The sequence below is a fragment of the Streptomyces sp. ATLC9 genome (assembly GCF_057196705.1).
The window spans coordinates 1-18,306 of the sequence record NZ_JBXUOY010000016.1 but is presented as its reverse complement, the minus strand read 5'-3'; the positions used below and the strand labels follow the sequence as shown (position 1 = coordinate 18,306).

Below are 18,306 nucleotides of genomic sequence, written 5' to 3'. Positions count from 1 at the left end.
TCGCCGACCCACGCCCGTGACGTCGGCGTCCGGCTGGATGTACTGGGTGACGGGACGGCACCGTTCACCCCTTTTGTTGCCGTCCGGCAAATGTTAGCAGCGGTCGCGGAGCCTGTCGGCCCCACCTGACGCGGCGTCAGGGCATGGTGGGATCCGCCGACCCTCGACGGGACCTTCCCGGAAACCGGCGCTCAATGCATCCCCGATCGATTGTTTCCATTTGACAACTGTGTCCACAGCACAACAATCTTTCCCTGTCGCACCCGCCCGACCGGCCGTCACGCCAGGACTTCCCCGCGGTGCGGCACTCCGCGGCGGCCACGAGGTGTGATGTATCGGTGAGGCGAAATGGCGGTGCACATACCCATCCGGGCGGAGGGCTCACGCCGATCTCACGCCCCCGTCCGCTCCGGCCTCCCGGCGTCTGGGCAGCGCTTCGTCCACCGCCGCCCGGAACCCCCTCAGCCCCTCGGCCAGCGCCCTGCGCGCCGCGGGCGACATCGCCGCCATGGCCGTGACCAGCGCCTCCTCCCGCAGGTCCCGCAGGTCCCGCAGGTACGTCCTGCCCCGGCCGGTCAGCCTCAGTTCGAGTTCCCGCCGGCTGGCCGGACTCGGAGCGCGTTCCACGAACCCGACCGCCTGCAGCCTGTCGCACAACCGGCTGACCGAGGACGGGGCCGATCCGAGCGCCTCGCTGAGCGTGCGCAGGTTGATGCCCTCGTCGCGGTCGAGGGTGTACAGGACCCTCAGCTGGGAGGCGGAGACAGGCGCAGGCGACGCGGCCTCCCGGCCCCGCTCCCACAGCACCTCCAGGAGCTCTATCACTTCGGAGGCGGCACGGGCCGCTTCCGTGGAGCGGCGCTGGGAGGGTCCAGGATTCACGACCATAACTGTGACACTCCGCGTCTGTATTGTCAGCCCGAACTCCGACCGGCACTTAACTTCCCATATCGGAATTTTCTGCGGAAACAGAAAGTGGTTGTGACACGGTGGACAGATTCACGGCCGTGGAGCGCGCCCTGCGCAACGCCGCTCCCCACGCACTCCTCGACGCGCTCCGCGCCTCACTGGCACGGCACTTCGGAGCGATCGCCGTGGACCTGCTGATGGCCGACTACGGGACGACCATACTCCAGCCGGTCGGTCCTCTTCCTTACCCGACGGAGCCCGTCCCGGTCCACTCCACCGAGCCCGGAAGGGCGTTCGGCTCCCAGCAGCCCCGCCTCTCCCCCGGCGAGGACTCGGGCACCGTCACCGCGCATCTGCCGGTCACCGTCCGCGGCGACCGGCTGGGCGTACTGTCGGTGGCCCTCCCCCGGGAAGGCGCCTCGCCCGAGGCCCTGGGAGAACTGCGGCAGTTGTGCGAGGCACTCGGCAGGGAGATCCTCGTCGCCGACCACAGCACCGACGTCTATCTGAGGGCCCGCCGGGCCGAACGCCTCACCCTCGCCGCCGAGATGCAGTGGCAGCTGCTGCCCGGCCGGTCCTGCTCCGGCCCCGAGTACGAGCTCGGCGCCCAGCTCGAACCCGCCTACGCGGTCTTCGGGGACAACTTCGACTGGTCCGTCTCGGCCGACCACCTCACCGTGACCCTGACCGACGGGATGGGCGAGGGCGTCGACGCGGCGCTCCTGACCAACCTCGCCCTCAGCGCGCTGCGCAACGCCCGCCGGGCCGGGCTGGACCTGGTCGGCCAGGCGGTCCTGGCCGACCAGGCGGTCTACGGGCAGCACCGCGGGGCCGCCCATGTCTCCGTGCTGCTGCTGCGCATCCATCTGGCCACCGGGCGGCTGGAGGCCGTCGACGCCGGGTCGCCGCGCATCTGGCGGCTGCGCGGCGGCACCGTGGAGCCGGTCGAACTGGAGGCGCAGCTCCCGCTGGGGATGTTCGAGGACACCCCCTACGCCGTCCAGCACTTCCGGATCGAGGCCGGGGACCGGCTGCTTTTCGCCAGCGACGGGGTCTACGAGGTGGGCTCGCCGTCGGGCGAACGGTTCGGTGAACGGGCCCTGGCCCGCGCCATGACCAGCACCCGCCTCCTCCCCCCTTCCCAGGTGCCGCGTGCGGTTCTCGCCGAGCTCGCCCGGCACCGCGGTGAGCCGCCCGCGGACGACGACGCCATGGTCGTGTGCCTGGACTGGCACGGCAGGAGGGACTGACCTGCCCGCCACCCCGCTCCGGGACCGCTGTACCCTTCCGTCCTGCGACCGGCAACTCCTCCGCCTCCGCGCGGCGCGTCCGGCCCGCCCGTGCCGCCGAAAGCCGAGAACACCGGTGTGCGCCGGGCGCCACAGGGCACACGGACTCGCGGAGCGGAGTCGAGGACCGAGCGGAGGTGTGCGCCGACGTGCCGATGCCGGCGCCGGGCCGGTACGTCCGGCACGTCCCCGCCCCGGCGGGCGCCGAGGCGTCCGCCGGACCGCGCGGGCCCACGACCGGTTTCCGGCCGCCGGAGCGCGGCCGGTCCTCCTCCGCACGTTCCCGCCATACCAGGGGTGGTCCCTCCGTGACCATAAGCGAACACGCCCTCACCGAAGGGGGAGACCCCTCCCCCTTCGTCCATCCCGCGCTGTTCTACCGGGACCCCGGGGAGTACCTCGCCGGGGTGGGCGGGTTCGTCGGCGATGCGCTGGAGGCCGGCGACCCCGTTCTCGTCGCCGTCCCCGGTCCCCGGCTGGAGATGCTGCGCGAGCACCTGGGGGGCGCCGCGGCGGCGGACCGTCTCACCCTGGTGGACATGACCGAGTTCGGCCGCGACCCCGGCCGTATCCTCTCGGGCCTGCGCGACTTCGCCGACCGGCACCCCGGCCGGGCCGCCCGCATCGTCGGGGAGCCGATCCGGGCGCGGCGCTCCACCGCCGAACTGGTGGAGGCCACCCGGCACGAGGCTCTGGTCAACGCCGCCTTCACCGGCCGCGACGCGACCGTCCTGTGCCCCTACGACACCTCCGGACTTCCCGCGCGGGTGTGCGCCGACGCCCGCCGCACCCACCCCGTGCTGTGGGAGAACGGCCGGGAGCGGCCCAGCCCGCACTACACCGATCCCCGTGTCCTCAGCGCCGAGTGCGACGCCCTCCCGCTGGCGCCCCCGCCCCCGCGCACCGCGGTCACGGCGTTCACCACCGGAGATCTCGGCGAGGTCCGCCATCACGCGGACACCTGGGCCGGCACGGCCGGGCTCGGCATGCCGCGGCGCGGTGACTTCGTCCTCGCCGTGGCGGAGGCCGCGGCCAACTCCATCGCCCACGGCGGCGGGCACGGCGCCCTGCGCCTGTGGTCCGACGGCCCCTCCTGCGTGGCCGAGATCCGCGATGGCGGACACCTCACCGATCCGCTGGCCGGCCGACGCCGTCCGACGCTGGACTCCGCGAACGGCGGGCGCGGACTGTGGATGATGCACCAGCTGTGCGATCTGGTCGAGACCCGCGCCACACCCGCCGGGCTGACCGTACGGCTGCACATGGGGCACTCGTAGGAGCCCTGCCGCTCCCTCCCCTCCCCTTCCCCCGGACGCCCGCGATCGAGTCCGGCACCTCTGACCAAGGCCCGGCCCCAGCCTGACCACGGCCTGCCTCCGGACTGTGATCCAATTCACCACAACATACCCCCCGGGGCATGAGGCGGCCACTGCTACGGTTGACCTCATGCATACCCCCCCGGGTATGAACGAAGGCGGGCGAGCAGGCGCCCCATGGTTCCGGGACCGACCGGCACCGGCCCGCCGAGGCGCGCACGGCCGGCGCCCCCGACGTCCCCGCCACCACCGAGGAGAACCGATGATCACTGTTCTGCCCATCGAGACCCCCGGCCTGGGCGACCGCACCTACCTCGTCCACGACGGCTCCACCGCACTGGTGGTCGACCCGCAGCGCGACTACGACCGCGTCACGGCGCCGGCCGGGGCCGCGGGTGTGCGGATCACCCACGTCCTCGAGACCCACATCCACAACGACTACGTGACCGGCGGCCTGGCCCTGGCCCGGGAGACCGGCGCGCAGTACCTGGTCAACGCCGACGACGAGGTCTCCTACGAGCGCACCGGCATCCGCGACGGCGACGTCGTCGAGGTCGGCGCCATGCGGGTGAGGGTGATCCACACACCGGGCCACACCCACACCCACCTCTCCTTCGCCCTGGAGGCCGACGGCGAGCAGGTCGCGGTGTTCACCGGCGGATCGCTGCTGTACGGCTCCACGGGGCGCCCCGACCTGCTCGGCCCCGACCACACCGACACCCTGGTACGGGCCCAGTGGCGCTCGGCTCACCGGCTGGCGCGGGAGCTGCCCGACTCCACCGCCGTCTACCCCACCCACGGTTTCGGCTCGTTCTGCTCCGCGACCCAGTCGGCCGCCCTGGCCAGCACCATCGGCGATGAGAAGAAGACCAACACCGCCCTGACCGCCGACGAGGAGGCATACGTCGGGCAGCTCCTGGCGGGCCTGGACGCCTACCCGGCCTACTACGCCCACATGGGGCAGGCCAACTCCGCCGGGCCCGGCAGGCCGGACCTGTCCGCGCCCTCCGTCGCCGACCCGGCCGAGCTGCGCCGCCGCATCGAGGCCGGCGAGTGGGTGGTCGACCTGCGCGACCGCACCGCCTTCGCCGCCGGGCACCTGGCCGGCAGCCTCAACTTCGGCCTGGACGGCCAGTTCATCACCTACCTGGGCTGGCTGATCCCGTGGGGGACCCCGGTCACCCTGCTCGGCGAGAGCTCCGGGGACGTGGCCGAGGCCCAGCGCGAGATGGTCCGCATCGGCATCGACCGCCCGGCCGCCATGGCCACCGGCGGCCCCGAGGACTGGGCCGGCGGCGAGCCCCTGGCCGCCTACGAGCGCGCCGCCTTCGAGGACCTCAAGGCCGCCCTGGACAAGCGCTCGGAGGACGAGGAGGAGTTCACCGTCCTCGACGTGCGCCGCGACCAGGAGCGCGCCCAGGCGCACATCCCCGGATCGGTGCACATCCCCGTCCACGAGGTGCCGGACCGCATCGGGGAGATCCCCCCGGGCCGGGTCTGGGTGCACTGCGCCGGCGGCTACCGCGCGGGAGTCGCCGCCGCCCTGCTCCACGCCCGCGGCCGCGATGTCGTCGCCATCGACGACAGCTTCGACAACGCCCGTGACCTGGGCCTGTGACCCGTCCCCGCCCAGACCCCCTGACCCCAGGGACCCCTGAACCCCTGAACCCCTGAAGCCCTGAAGCAGTAAATTCACAGGAGAGCAGCACATGACCACCTCCACCACCCCCCGCAGCCTGACCGTCGGGGAACTGCGCGCCAAGCTCGACTCGGAGCACCCGCCGCGACTGCTCGACGTCCGCTCCCCCGCCGAGTTCGAGGCCGCGCACATCCCCGGCTCCTACAACGTCCCGCTGGCCACCCTGCGCGAGCACCGCGAGGAGCTGACCGAGCACCTGGACACCGACGTGGTACTGGTGTGCCGCTCCGGGCAGCGGGCCGGCCAGGCCGAGCGTGCCCTCGCCGAGGCCGGGCTGCCCGGGCTGAGCGTCCTGTCGGGCGGCATGACCTCCTGGGAGAAGTCCGGCGCCCCGACCGACTACGGCCAGGAGCGCTGGGACATGGAGCGCCAGGTCCGCCTGGTGGCCGGATCCCTCGTCCTGGTCGGCGCCCTCGGCAGCTTCGCGGTGCCCGGACTGCAGGCCCTGTCCGCGTTCGTCGGCGGCGGCCTGGCCTTCGCCGCCATCAGCAACACCTGCGCCATGGGCGTGCTGCTGTCGAGGATGCCGTGGAACCGCACACCGTCCTTCGACCCGCGCAAGGCCGTCGCGCAGCTCGCCGGCGGCAGGTGAGCACCATGACGCTGACGCTCGTCCTGATCCTCGCGCTGCTGGTCGGCGTCTCCCTCGGGCTCCTCGGGGGAGGCGGGTCGATCCTGACCGTGCCGCTGCTGGTCTACGTCGCGGGCATGGACGCCAAGGAGGCCATCGCCACCTCCCTGTTCGTCGTCGGCGTCACCTCCGCCGTGGGCGTGGTCAGCCATGCCCGCGGCGGGCGGGTCCGCCTGCGCACCGGTGTGCTGTTCGGAGCGGCCGGCATGGCCGGCGCCTACGCCGGCGGGCTCATCGGCGGCAGCATCCCCGACGTCGTCCTGCTGGTCGCCTTCGCGGTCATGATGATCGCCACCGCCGCCGCCATGCTCCGCGGCCGCCGGGGCGTCGACCCCGGCAGGACCCACGAGCAGCTCCCGGTGGGACGGGTACTGCTGGACGGAGCGGCCGTCGGACTGGCCACCGGCCTGGTCGGCGCGGGCGGGGGCTTCCTGGTCGTGCCCGCCCTGGCCCTGCTGGGCGGACTGCCCATGCAGGTGGCCGTCGGCACCTCGCTGCTGGTCATCGCGATGAAGTCCGCCGCCGGATTCGCCGGCTACCTCTCCACCGTCCAGATCGACTGGTCCCTGACCCTGGCCGTCACCGGCTTCGCGATCGCCGGCAGCCTCACCGGGGCCAGGCTGGCCGGACGCGTCCCCGCCGATGTCCTCTCCCGGCTGTTCGCCTGGTTCGTGCTGGCCATGGGTATCTTCGTCCTGGTCCAGCAGACCCCCGCCGACGTACGTCCGCCGGTCCTCGCCGCCGTCGCCTCACTCGGCGCCGGAGCGGGCGTCTGCTACGGCCTCGTCGACCGCTGTCCGCTGCGGCGCGCCGTGCACGGCACCTGACCCCGGCCCCCGTCCCGGCCCCCGGTACACCGGCGCCGCCCTCGCACGGGAGGCGCCGGAGCGCCGGCGGAATGTTCCGCCCCATCCCGGCGTTGACTGCCCCGGGGGGTATCAACCGCCACCGTCCCGGCGAAACGGAAGGAACCACCGTATGAGCACCGTCGCCCTCACCGCCGCCGACTTCGAGAAGACCGTCACCGGCAACGACATCGTCCTGGTCGACTTCTGGGCCTCCTGGTGCGGCCCGTGCCGCATGTTCGCCCCGGTCTACGAGAAGGCCTCCGAGACCAACCCCGACATCGTCTTCGGCAAGGTCGACACCGAGGCCGAGCAGGCACTGGCGGCAGCCGCCGACATCACCTCCATCCCCACCCTGATGGCCTTCCGCGAGGGCGTGCTGGTCTTCGCCCAGCCCGGCGCGCTGCCGGCCCAGGCCCTGGATCAGGTGATCACCGCCGTCCGGGGGCTCGACATGGACGAGGTGCACGCCTCCGTCGCCGCCCAGGACCCCGGCTCCGGCCAGAGCGACTGAGCCCGGCCACCGCAGAACGAGACGAAAGGACCGACCACCGTGGTCCGGCTTCCTCCCGCGGACGTGCGATCGGCCGCCAACCGCCTCAAGCGCGCCCAGGGCCAGCTCGCCGGCGTCCTTCGCATGCTGGAGGAAGGGCGCGACTGCGAGGACGTCGTCACCCAGCTCGCCGCGGTCAACCGCGCGCTGGACCGGGCCGGCTTCTCCATCGTGGCCGGCGGCCTCAAGCAGTGCATGACGCAGGAGGGCGGCGCCGACAGCATCGACGCCCAGAAGATGGAGAAACTCTTCCTCTCCCTGTCCTGAGGGCCGCGCCGCGATTCGGGCGCCGGCGGCGAGCGGCACGGCGACCAGCCTCCCGGGCACGCCCGCCCCGACACCTTCCGCCGGCGCCGCCCACAGCGCCTGCCACGAGCCGCCGGTCAGCAGGGCGATGACGACCGGCCAGCACACCTGCCACAAGGGGACCGGCGGGGCGATCAGCAGGAGGACTCCCAGCAGCACGCACACCACCCCCAGGGCCGCCGCCTTGGCCACCGCGTCGGCCCGGTTGTAGGCGTCGGGCAGGCGGACCACGCCCAGCGCGGCGACGGCCACCAGGGCGGTGCCGGCGGCCGTCCGGGCGTGCCCACCGCTCATCGTCAGCAGCGCGTACGAGGGCACGAGCATGACCTCGACGAAGACGAAGAGGTTGAACAGGTCCGCGGTCAGGAGGGCCCCGTACACCCCCGCCGAGAGGATCATCGCCAGCGGGGCGAACCGGGGGCTCGCGTCGTCCCCCGTCGCGGCGGCGAAGGCGAGGGAAACCAGCACCAGGGCGGCGCTGACGCACAGCATGAGCGTGCTGAGCGCGTCGGCGGCGAACACGATCGCGAAGCCGGGCGGCCATCCGCCCACGCTCGGGCCCCGGACCGTTCCGTCCAGGCCGCCGGCGAGCAGGACCGCGGACAGCAGCAGGACTCCGGCGCTGGCCGCCGATGTGATCAGCCGGTGCGCCCGCCGGCCACGAGGACCGGCACCGATCCGTCGCGCAGCAGTTCCCGGGCCACGTCGCCCAGCAGCCGCTTGGACAGCCCGCGGCCGTGCCTGCCCACGACCACCACGTCGATGTCGTTCTCAACGGCGAACCGCGCCAGCGCGGCCGCGGGCGGGCCCGCCAGGATCTCGCACGCGGTCACACGCCCCCCGGCCCCCTCCGCCGCGGCACTGAGACGGTCCTTGGCCTCCACGACCCGCCCCTGCCAGTCGAGCTCCGCCGCGTCGTAGTCCACGACCTGGGCGGCCACCAGCGTCTCCGTGTACGGTCCGAGCAGGCCGACCGCGAGCCCGAGCGCCGTCTCGGACTCCGGCGACCCGTCCACGCCGACCAGCACCCGCAGTCGGCCGGGGCCATGGGGCCCCGCCTCGGTCCGCGCGACCCTCGTCGGCCGACGCCGGACGCGCTCACCGGCGACCAGGGCCAGGACGGGGCCGAAGACGACACCCATGAACAGCCAGCCCGAACCGCCGTGCCCCCGGCGCGCCATCCACCAGGCGGTCAGGAGCCCGGTCGCGATCCATACGAAGACGGCGATCAGCACGTACGAGAGGTCACCCATATAGACCCTTTTGCCAGATTCAGGCAGATTTTGGGAAGATTATGCCATTCAAGGTCAGGTGATCCGGCGACGACACCCGCGGGAGCTCCGATGAGGCAGTGGCACGTGCGCGATCTGATGACCGCCGACGTGGTCTCGGTACGCGAGGACACCCGGTACCGGGAGATCCTCGACGCACTGGACCGAAACCGCGTCAGCGCCCTCCCCGTCGTCGACGCGGAGGACCGGGTCGTCGGCGTTGTCTCCGAGGCCGACCTGCTGCGGGCCGAGGGGCATCCCGGGCACAGGCCGCGCTCCCGGCTCCCCCGTCTCCCGGACCGGAGCGGGGCCGCACGGGATCTGATGACCTCCCCGGCGGTGACGATCGGACCGGACGAGCCGGTGGTCCGGGCCGCCAGGCTGATCGAGAGCAGGAGGGTCAAGCGACTGCCGGTCGTCGACGGCGAACGGCGCCTGCTCGGCGTCGTCTCGCGCCGCGATCTGGTGCGGATGCACGTACGCCCGGACGCCGACATCCGCGCGGACATCGTGGACGGGGTGCTCAAACACACGCTGTGGGTCGCCCCATCCCAGGTGGACGTCGACGTCGGTGACGGCGTGGCCGAACTGCGCGGCCGGGTCGACCGGCGCACCACGGCCGCGTTCGCCGTGAGCCTGGCCGAACAGGTCCCCGGCGTGGTGAGGGTGGTGGACCGCCTCACCTGGGACGAGGACGACCCCACTCCGCCGGACGTGGTCGTCCTTCCCTAGTGCCGCGTCGGTCGGGGACGGGGACGGCGGGTGGCACGGAGAGAGGCCCCCGCACCGCCCCCGCCGCTCACACCAGCTGTCGGCGGAACCGCTTGTCGACAGCGACCACCAGGGAGGCGAGCAGTGCGATACCGAGGATCCGCAGCCACGCCCTCCCGTCGATCGGAGCGGTGTGGAACAGCCTGTTCATGGCCGGCAGATAGGTGATGGCGAGCTGGCCGGCCGTCTGGGCGAGCACTCCCCCGATGATCCACCGGTTGCCGAAGACCCCGGCGCTCCACATGGAGCGGGTGAGCGAACGACAGCTGAACAGGTAGAACAACTCGACGGCGACGACCAGGTTGACCGCGGCGGTACGTGCCTCGGCCAGGCCCGCGCCCTCCGCCCGCTCCCAGGTGAACAGCCACCAGGCCCCGCCGACGATCAGCGCGGAAACCAGCAGGACACGCAGTGCCAGTCCCGTCGTCAGCAGAGGCCTGCCGGGGTCACGGGGCCGCCGCAGCATGATCCCCTCCTCTTTCGGCTCGAAGGCGAGCATCAGCCCGAGCGCGACGGCGGTGGTCATGTTGATCCACAGGATCTGGGTGGGCAGGACCGGCAGCGTGGCGCCGAACAGGATCGCCACCAGGACGAGCATCCCCTGGCCCAGGCTCGTCGGCAGCACCCACACGATGAACTTGACGAGGTTGTCGAAGACACCGCGGCCCTCCTCGACCGCGGACTCGATGGTGGCGAAGTCGTCATCGGTGAGCACCATGTCGGCGGCGTCCTTGGCCACCTCGGTGCCGCCCCGGCCCATGGCGACACCGATGTTCGCCTGCCGCAGCGCCGGGGCGTCGTTGACCCCGTCCCCGGTCATGGCCACCACCTGGCCCCGCGCCTGGAGCGCTTCGACCAGCCGGAGCTTCTGCTCCGGGGAGACCCGGGCGAACACCCGGGCCCGCTCCACCGCGTCCGGGTACTCCTGCGCCGGCAGCGCGGCCAGATCGGCCCCGGTGAGTACCTCCCCTTCGCGCCGCTCGGTCAGCAGGCCGATCCGCCCGGCTACGGCGGTGGCGGTGGCCGCGTGGTCGCCTGTGATCATCTTGACCCCGATCCCGGCCGTCCGGCACGCCCGCACCGCATCGACCGCGGCGGCACGGGGCGGATCGAGCATGGCCTGCAATCCGGTGAACACCATGGAACCCGGCACGAGATCCTGCGGCGCCCCCTCCCCGATGCCCTCCGGCTCCGCTCCCGGCAGCTCGGCGGTCGCCAGGACCCGCAGCCCCCGGCCGGCCAGCTCGCCGGCGGCCCGCAGGACCGCCTCGCGGTCCAGTGGCCGGACGGTGCCGCCGGCCTCCATCCCGGCCGAGCACAGCTCCACGACCTGTTCGACGGCACCCTTGACCAGCAGAAGGTGGCCGCCCGCCGCCTCGTCCCGGTGCACGGTGGCCATGTACCGCCGCTCGGAGCTGAAGGGGACGGTGCCGACGCGGGGGAACGCCGTGGTGACGTCCGGGGCCAGGCCCCCCTTGGCCGCCGCGGCCAGCAGCGCGCCCTCGGTGGGATCGCCCGTCAGGCTCCAGCGCCCCTCCCCGCCGGTGAGGACGGCGTCATTGCACAGGGCCCCGGCCAGCAGGCACCGGTGCAGCGCCCGGTCCGCCGTCACGGAGACGACACCGCCGTTCTCGCGCCGGAACTCACCGTCCGGGGCGTACCCCGAACCACTCACGGAGAACTCGCCGTCCGGTGTCCACACCGCCCGCACCGTCATCTGGTTCTCGGTCAGCGTCCCCGTCTTGTCCGAGCAGATGACGGTGGTGCTGCCGAGTGTCTCCACCGCCGGCAGCCTGCGGATCACCGCCCGTCGGCGCGCCATCCGCGACACGCCGATGGCCAGAGTGATCGTGACCACCGCGGGCAGTCCCTCGGGAATGGCCCCGACCGCCAGGGCCACCGCCGCGGTGAACGTACCCGAGGCGTCCTGCCCGCGAACCAGGCCGACGGCGAAGGTCAACGCCGCCAGTACCAGGATGACCACCGTCAGCACCCTGCTGAACCTGGCGAGCTTCTCCGTCAGCGGTGTGGTCAGTACCTCCGCGGCGCCCACCAGCCGGTGGATCTCCCCCAGCTCGGTGCCAGCCCCGGTGGCCACCGCGACACCCGCCCCGCGCCCGGCCGTCACCAGCGTGCCGGAGTGGAGTGTGTTGCGCCGGTCGGCGACCGGCGTCAGCGGATCCAGCAGCACCTCGTCCTTGGCGACGGGGACGGACTCCCCCGTCAGCGCCGACTCGTCCACCCGCAGCTCCACGGTCCGCAGCAGACGTACGTCGGCCGGCACCTTGTCGCCGGCCTCCACCAGCACCAGGTCGCCGGGGACGAGTTCCTCCGAGGGCACCGCTCGCTCGCGCCCGTCCCGCACCGCCCTGGCCGTGGTGCGCACCATCGACCGCAGGCTGTCCAGCGCGGCCTCGGCCCTCGACTCCTGCACGAAGCCGACGAATGCGTTGACCAGCACGACCGCGAAGATCACCGCGGAGTCCACGGACTCACCCAGCGCGGCGGTGACCGCGCCCGCGGCGATCAGGATGTAGATCAGCGGATGGTGGAACTGGCGCAGGGCCCGCAGCAGCGGCCCGCCGCGCACCGCGGCGGGAAGCGTGTTGGGCCCGAAACGGTCCAGCCGCCGCGCCGCCTCGTCCCCCGCCAGACCGCGGTCGGGGTCGGTCTCCAGCAGCAGCACGACCTCGTGGACGGGCAGCCCGTGGTGGGCTTCCCCGGCGCGTAGGGCAGAGGCGGGAGAGTCCGGGCGGCGCGGCACCGCCTCACCCCTTCCTGTCCGTCCCGGAAGCGCGCACCACGGCGACGGGGCAGTGCGCGTGGTGCAGGGCCGCCTGGCTGACCGAGCCCAGCAGCAGCCCGGAGAACCCGCCGCGCCCGCGCGCCCCGACCACCAGCAGCTGGGCGCTGCCGCTGGCCTCGATCAGCGCCTGGCGGGCACCACCCTGGACCAGCTGCCGGTGCACGGTGACGTCGGGGTACTTCGCCTGCCAGCCCGACAGCGCCTCGGCCGTCACCCGCTCCTCCTCGTCCCGGAACATGTCCACGTCGTAGACCAGGGGCAGCGGCTCGGCGGGACCGCCGGAGACCGGACCGGTCCAGTTGTTCCAGGTGTGCAGCGCGACCAGGGCCGCGCCCCGCGCCGACGCCTCGGCGAACGCGAATCCGATCGCGGCCTCGCCGGACGCCGAGCCGTCCACGCCCAGCAGCACGTGGCCCGTCGGGTCCGGCCTGCCGCGCACCACCAGGACCGGGCAGCGGCCGTGCGCGGTCAGGTGCACGGCGGTGGAGCCCAGCAGCAGCCCGGTGAAACCGCCCAGGCCCCGGCTGCCGACCACGACCAGCGACGCGTCCTTCGACCGCGCCTCCAGCACCGTCAGCGCCTCGCCGACGGCGACCTCGCCCTCGACGTCGAGCCCGGCCTCAGCGTCGCGCGCGTGCTCGACCGCCTGCGCCACCAGCTGGTCGGCCATGTTGCGCAGCCCGCCGTCGGGCGGACCCATCGGGGACGGACCCAGCGGTACGTGCATGGCCGGCCAGAGGAACGCGTGCACCACACGCAGCGCCACGCCGCGCAGCCGCGCCTCGTGCGCCGCGGCGGTCACCGCGTCCAGGCTCGACGGCGAGCCGTCCACTCCCACCACGACTGGTCCGTTCATCTTCGCTCTCCCCATTCCGCGCCGCTCCTTGCGGGAGCCGGGGCCCTGTCCTCGCGGCCCGCTCCGCCTCTCCGCACCGTGTTCCGTCGTGCACTGACCACACTGGTCCTCTCCCATGCTCGTTCATAGGGGTCGTACGGCCGGGCGACAGGGGCCATACGGCCCTCATTCCGTCCGACTGCCGCTTGGCACACTTTTCTTCGTAGGCGCGCACACGACCATCCGTCCGTACGACGCGGGGGTGACCCGGAGCGCATCCGCCGCGACACTGATCTTCCCGCCCCTTTCCCCTCCTCTCCCGCCCGCTCGCCGTCCCTCCCCCCCATCGCGGCGAACGCCGCCCCCACCCGGAGGTAGCCATGAAGATACTGATCAACTTCTCGTGGTTTGGCGCGGCCGCAGGTCAGGCCCATGCTCGGAGGCCGTTGGTCAGCAAACTCCCAGCATGAGTCAGGAGACGTGCACTTGGCGACCCAGCTCGTCCGCGGAACGGGCAGCTTCTTCAAGAACTGCGCCTGCGCCCGCCAGAACCGTTGCGCCCACCCGTACGCCGTTCGCCACCGCGATGCCGGCGGCCGTCAACGCGAGGAGACCGGGTACGCGACACGGCAGGCGACGCTCGACCGGCCGGCGAGAGCTCATGGGGAGAAGCGGGCCGCCCCCGGGCCCAGACCAGCCTCAAACGTGAGATCGGCAGGCAGCGCTTCGGGCACTGCGCCTCCACCTGGCTCACCCGGTAGCGTGCGCTCGGTCGCCCGAGTACTCAACGGCCAGATCCCGCCGGTACTCGAGTCCCGGCGGATGAACACGCTCACAGCAATGGTCGTCGACGACTTCGCCATGCCGGCGGAGAACACTCCGCCGACCGGAAGCCCAGCAGAACGCGTTCGACACCCTGACGAGGATCCCTCTTCACGCGCGCCGTCGCGGCGGGATCGTCTCGGACCCGCCGCGACGGCGTCATCCCACCCGGGTATGTCCCCCGCGAGATCACCATCCCGACGCTGGACGGGGCATCACGTCCTGGAGGCCGCCGGCACCGGCGGACTCCGGCTCGCCCTCGGCGACGGTCTGGCCCTCCTCGACGGCGACCTTGACGATGGTGCCCTGCATCGGGGAGGCCAGCGCGTCACCGGAGGCGGCCGGGCCCGACTTCCTGGCCGCGCGCCGCTTGGGGCGGGCGCCGCCGGCCGCGGCGGTGCGGGCCAGGGACATACCCAGCGAGGCGGGCAGGGAGACCTCCAGGCGCTTGCCGCCGACCTCGACGACCACCGTCTCGCGGCCGGGCTCATCGTCCTCGGTGTCCGCGCCGGGCGCGGCGAACGGCTTGATGTCGTTGATGAACTCGGTCTCGATCCACCGGGTGTGGACGGTGAACGGGTCGGCGGGCCGCCCGTTGACCTCGGGGGCGAAGGCCGGGTCGGTGACCACCGCGCGGTGGAAGGGGATGGCGGTGGCCATGCCCTCGACGGTGAACTCCGCCAGTGCCCGGGCGGCGCGCTGGAGGGCCTGGGCCCGGGTGGCGCCGGTGACGATCAGCTTGGCCAGCAGCGAGTCCCAGGCCGGGCCGATCACACTGCCGGACTCCACGCCGGCGTCCAGGCGCACGCCCGGACCGGTGGGCGGGTCGAACTTCGTCACGGTGCCGGGGGCGGGCAGGAAGTTCCGGCCGGGCATGATCGGAGCGTTGCGGATCGTTCCCCGCGATCCGCCACCGGAGACCCAGCCGGAGAACCACGGCGCGCGCGTGGTTTCCCGAGGCCCGGCAGCTCACCGAACAGCCACGCCACGCCCGCGTTCCCTGCTCACCCCACTCAGTGGGAAGGAAGAGGCACAGCGGTCACCGGATCCGACCGGAAGCCCCACCGCCCCTCCCATCCCACCGGCATGAATCGGCACTCCGGTCCGGCCACGCCCGCGGACGGACCGGGCCAAGCGGCCGCCACACCGTCGGCGCACCCCGAACACGGCCCCTGTGCGCGGCCGCCGACTCCGCGACGGGGCGGAACGGGAGCGTTGTCGCCCTACGCTCCCTTGTCCGCGTCCGCCTCCTCCCGTTTCCCGAACGCCCACAGGAAGGTGTCGACGGCGGCGCGAGCCACCTCCCCGAGCTCAGGGTCGTCGACCCGACGCGTTCCCATTCGGGACCGGGCCTCCATCGGGCCCGTCAGCAGGGCCAGGAACTGCTCGGCCATCCGTGCGGGATCCTCGGCGCGCAGCCGGCCGGCGAGCACCAGTCGGGCCAGTCGGTCCGCCAGGGCCTGGGTGAGGCGGTGCGGTCCGCTCCGGCTGAGGATGTCGAGCATGTCGGGGAACCGAGCGATCTCCGAGTGGAGCAACCGCCGCAACGCACACGAACGGGTGCCGCGGTGCAGGCGGAGCAGGTCGCATCCGACGCGCTCCAGCACGTCCCGCAGGTCCTCCCCCGGTTCGAACAGCGGCTCGAGGGCGGTCAGCCCCTCGCTCAGTTCATCCTGCGCGACTGCTTCCATCGCGTGCCGGAACAGAGTGGCCTTGTCGCTGAGGTGGTTGTACACCGTGGGCTTGGCCACGCCCGCCTCGTCGGCGATCTCCTGCACGCACGCCTGAGCGTATCCCTGACGGGCGAACACGGTGAACGCGCCGTCCAGGATCGCCTGCCGCTTGTCGATCCGTCCGCGTGATGTGGTTGCCACGAGGTTGATTTTACCTCCGGGTCCATTCTTCCGGCCCATCGCGTTGTGCTTGAACTAACATGAAAGGTAACTTGAACCAATAAGTTCAAATGACGACCTCGTGTCACGCGGGGGGATTCGGTCGGCGCTCCCTGCGGCCACCACGGCCCCCGGCGTCCCCCTGAGGAAACCACCGCATGGAAGGGCACCGCCGATGAAGACACTCGTGATCACCGGAGGAACCGACGGGATGGGTAAGGCTCTCGCCCTCGAGTACCTGGGCCGCGGCGACACCGTTGCCATCGTCGGCCGCGACAGGAACAAGGCGAGAAACGTCCCGGGAGCCGTTTTCATCCAGGCGGACCTGAGTCTGCTGAGTGAGAACAGGCGGGTGGTCAAGGAGATCAACTCCGCGTTCCCCACTGTGGACGCCCTCGTCCTGTGCGCCAGGTTCTTCCGCGCGACCCGGTGGGAGACCTCCGAGGGCATCGAGGGCACCTTCGCTCTGGAGTACCTGAGCCGCTTCCTCCTCAGCCACGGCCTGAACACCCCGCGGGTCATCGTCAACGTGTCGGGCCCCGGCGTCCCGATGGGGCGCATCCACTGGGACGACCTCATGCTCAAACGCGGTTACGACGGAGTGACGGCCCAGATGCAGGCAGGCCGGGCCAACGACCTGCTCGGGGTCTCGTATGCCGCCCAGAACTCGGCGGGCCCCACGCGGTACGTGTTGCTCAACCCCGGCGCGGTCTCCACCGGCTTCTGCGGCGAGTACGACGCCGCGACCGCCGCCCATGTCGCTTCGCTCAAGGAGTACGGCCAGCCGGTCGGCGAAGGGATCATCCCCATCATCGCCCGCGTCGACACTCCGCCCGCCGAACCGCTCAGCGCCTTCGTGCAGAACGAGCCGATGGGCCTGGACCATCCGTCCTTCGACTCCAGCGCCGCGGCCCGGCTCCACGAGCTCACCCTCCAACTCGTCCGATGACACGGCGGTGAGCTCCTCCGGGAAGATCCCAAGGTGCTCGAGGATCGTGTCGGCCACCCCTGCGGCGGTGTCCCCATTCCCGCAGTCTCGGCATTCGCCGATCGCACCCGTCGGGGGAGCAGGCCCAAGGCCCGGACACCGTGGTCGGAGCGGATCGCGGTCCCGGCTGTCGGTCGACGGTTACCGACGACCGCGCTGAGGGTGTCGGCGACCAGGCCAGCGATCCGGGTGGGGACGATGGACCAGCCGGCCACCGGGCGCCAGTAGGTGCCCCAGGACGGCCACGCGGTACGCCATGCCCTCCCTTGGCAGGGCGCTCGGTGATGTGGTGGCCCAGAGCCTGTCCAGGGTGGCCGTGGCGAACTCCCGGTCGACCAGGCCGGCCGTGTCCGTGCTCGGGGTGTCGTCAGCTGTTTCCGGGCAGGCCCCTTGAGACCGGCGCGCCGCATGAGGAACGCGGCGGTACCGTATCCGTGGAAATGGGCACCACCCGGTCATCTCCAACCCCCGGCCCATAACCGGAGCCGCGCTTCTCCCGCATCTTGTTGCCGGGAGCCGCTCACTTCCACCGACTCGCTCGGAATGCCGGTCCACGTGACCTTCACTGCCGCAAGGCCGATACTGCCTCCGCAGGACTCCGGTCGGCATGCCCCCGGTCCATCGCGGAAACCCGCCGCAGCGCCGTCGAGGTCGGCGTCGGATCGGCGCCGATACCGCCACAGCCCGCTTCCGGCCGCCGCGGACCGGCCGGACCGAGAACCGCCGGCCACGTTCTGACCAGCAAGGAAACAGGCCGACGACCCACCCGCCAAGCTCACCGGGAGACACCCATGAAGATGCTGATCAACTTCTCGTGGTTTGGCGCGGCCGCAGGTCAGGCCCATGCTCGGAGGCTGTTGGTCAGCAAACTCCCAGCATGAGTCAGGAGACGTGCACCCGGTGATCCGGCTCGTCCGCGGAACGGGCAGCTTCTTCGGGCGGGCTTGATCCGCTCTGACGGACATCGCTGATCAGGGGGCACCGGCCCCGGAAGGATGATGTCCATCGTGGAGAGCACGGGGAAGAGAAAGCCGCGTCCTCGCCGCTCGTTCGTGCCGGAGTTCAGGGCCGGGATCGTCGAGCTGTGCCGGCGCGGTGACCGCTCGGTCGGTCAGGTCGCCCAGGGCTCCGGCCTGGCCGAGACCGCGGTCCGGATCGGCCGCGGGGCCGAGGAGTTCGGGCGGGTCGGTGCCGCCTGCGCCACGGTGAGGTCGGCCCGGGGCCCGGTGAGGGGCCGCTGGGGGTTCCGGCCGGCGCGGCGGTGTACTGACGCGGTGCGGCTCCCGGCAACAAGATGCGGGAGAAGCGCGGCTCCGGTTATGGGCCGGGGGTTGGAGATGACCGGGTGGTGCCCATTTCCACGGATACGGTAC

The 18,306-nt window shown here is 72.4% G+C and carries 14 protein-coding genes and 2 pseudogenes; 9 read left to right on the top strand and 7 right to left on the bottom strand.

Annotated elements, in window-relative coordinates; genetic code table 11:
- Positions 1 to 381 precede the first annotated feature (381 nt).
- A complete protein-coding gene (locus AC2CJA_RS03420; RefSeq protein WP_484601144.1) occupies positions 382 to 888 on the bottom strand; it encodes a MarR family winged helix-turn-helix transcriptional regulator in 507 nt (168 codons plus the stop codon).
- A 101-nt stretch (positions 889 to 989) separates the two neighbouring features.
- Between AC2CJA_RS03420 and AC2CJA_RS03415 the strand changes: the two genes are divergently transcribed.
- The 7 genes from AC2CJA_RS03415 to AC2CJA_RS03385 all read left to right on the top strand — a co-directional run bounded on the left by AC2CJA_RS03415 (position 990) and on the right by AC2CJA_RS03385 (position 7,509).
- Positions 990 to 2,159: a PP2C family protein-serine/threonine phosphatase gene (locus AC2CJA_RS03415; RefSeq protein WP_484601143.1), complete on the top strand. Its 1,170-nt coding sequence runs from the start codon at positions 990 to 992 to the stop codon at positions 2,157 to 2,159.
- Between the two features lie 347 nt (positions 2,160 to 2,506).
- Positions 2,507 to 3,475, top strand: a complete 969-nt coding sequence (locus tag AC2CJA_RS03410) for an anti-sigma factor RsbA family regulatory protein (RefSeq protein WP_484601142.1) — start codon at positions 2,507 to 2,509, stop codon at positions 3,473 to 3,475.
- A gap of 301 nt (positions 3,476 to 3,776) precedes the next feature.
- On the top strand, positions 3,777 to 5,132 hold the full coding sequence (locus AC2CJA_RS03405) for an MBL fold metallo-hydrolase (RefSeq protein WP_484601141.1): 1,356 nt from the start codon (positions 3,777 to 3,779) through the stop codon (positions 5,130 to 5,132).
- 91 nt (positions 5,133 to 5,223) lie between these two features.
- Complete coding sequence (locus AC2CJA_RS03400; RefSeq protein WP_484601140.1) at positions 5,224 to 5,805, top strand: rhodanese-like domain-containing protein; 582 nt, start codon at positions 5,224 to 5,226, stop codon at positions 5,803 to 5,805.
- A gap of 5 nt (positions 5,806 to 5,810) precedes the next feature.
- Positions 5,811 to 6,671 (top strand): sulfite exporter TauE/SafE family protein, encoded by an 861-nt coding sequence (locus tag AC2CJA_RS03395; protein ID WP_484601139.1) that lies wholly within the window; start codon positions 5,811 to 5,813, stop codon positions 6,669 to 6,671.
- 151 nt (positions 6,672 to 6,822) lie between these two features.
- Positions 6,823 to 7,203: a thioredoxin gene (gene trxA / locus AC2CJA_RS03390; RefSeq protein ID WP_484601138.1), complete on the top strand. Its 381-nt coding sequence runs from the start codon at positions 6,823 to 6,825 to the stop codon at positions 7,201 to 7,203.
- 39 nt (positions 7,204 to 7,242) lie between these two features.
- On the top strand, positions 7,243 to 7,509 hold the full coding sequence (locus AC2CJA_RS03385) for a metal-sensitive transcriptional regulator (RefSeq protein WP_484601137.1): 267 nt from the start codon (positions 7,243 to 7,245) through the stop codon (positions 7,507 to 7,509).
- Between the two features lie 126 nt (positions 7,510 to 7,635).
- Here AC2CJA_RS03385 and AC2CJA_RS03380 read toward each other — a convergent pair.
- Together AC2CJA_RS03380 and AC2CJA_RS03375 are read right to left on the bottom strand one after the other, a co-directional pair.
- Positions 7,636 to 7,842 (bottom strand): annotated as a pseudogene (locus AC2CJA_RS03380) (monovalent cation/H(+) antiporter subunit G); the annotation flags it as partial.
- 344 nt (positions 7,843 to 8,186) lie between these two features.
- Positions 8,187 to 8,801 (bottom strand): universal stress protein, encoded by a 615-nt coding sequence (locus tag AC2CJA_RS03375; protein ID WP_484601136.1) that lies wholly within the window; start codon positions 8,799 to 8,801, stop codon positions 8,187 to 8,189.
- Between the two features lie 90 nt (positions 8,802 to 8,891).
- Between AC2CJA_RS03375 and AC2CJA_RS03370 the strand changes: the two genes are divergently transcribed.
- Positions 8,892 to 9,551, top strand: a complete 660-nt coding sequence (locus AC2CJA_RS03370; RefSeq protein WP_484601135.1) for a CBS domain-containing protein — start codon at positions 8,892 to 8,894, stop codon at positions 9,549 to 9,551.
- Between the two features lie 67 nt (positions 9,552 to 9,618).
- Here AC2CJA_RS03370 and AC2CJA_RS03365 read toward each other — a convergent pair whose 3' ends face one another.
- The 4 genes and pseudogenes from AC2CJA_RS03365 to AC2CJA_RS03350 all read right to left on the bottom strand — a co-directional run bounded on the left by AC2CJA_RS03365 (position 9,619) and on the right by AC2CJA_RS03350 (position 15,966).
- Complete coding sequence (locus tag AC2CJA_RS03365; RefSeq protein ID WP_484601134.1) at positions 9,619 to 12,354, bottom strand: HAD-IC family P-type ATPase; 2,736 nt, start codon at positions 12,352 to 12,354, stop codon at positions 9,619 to 9,621.
- A gap of 4 nt (positions 12,355 to 12,358) precedes the next feature.
- Positions 12,359 to 13,252: a universal stress protein gene (locus AC2CJA_RS03360; RefSeq protein WP_484601133.1), complete on the bottom strand. Its 894-nt coding sequence runs from the start codon at positions 13,250 to 13,252 to the stop codon at positions 12,359 to 12,361.
- A gap of 1,053 nt (positions 13,253 to 14,305) precedes the next feature.
- Positions 14,306 to 14,926 (bottom strand): annotated as a pseudogene (locus AC2CJA_RS03355) (acetyl-/propionyl-CoA carboxylase subunit alpha); the annotation flags it as partial.
- 350 nt (positions 14,927 to 15,276) lie between these two features.
- Positions 15,277 to 15,966, bottom strand: coding sequence for a TetR/AcrR family transcriptional regulator (locus AC2CJA_RS03350; protein ID WP_484601132.1), 690 nt, complete (start codon positions 15,964 to 15,966; stop codon positions 15,277 to 15,279).
- A 154-nt stretch (positions 15,967 to 16,120) separates the two neighbouring features.
- On the opposite strand from AC2CJA_RS03350, the gene AC2CJA_RS03345 reads away from it, so the two are divergent.
- Complete coding sequence (locus AC2CJA_RS03345; RefSeq protein ID WP_484601131.1) at positions 16,121 to 16,894, top strand: SDR family NAD(P)-dependent oxidoreductase; 774 nt, start codon at positions 16,121 to 16,123, stop codon at positions 16,892 to 16,894.
- The last annotated feature ends 1,412 nt before the right edge of the window (positions 16,895 to 18,306 follow it).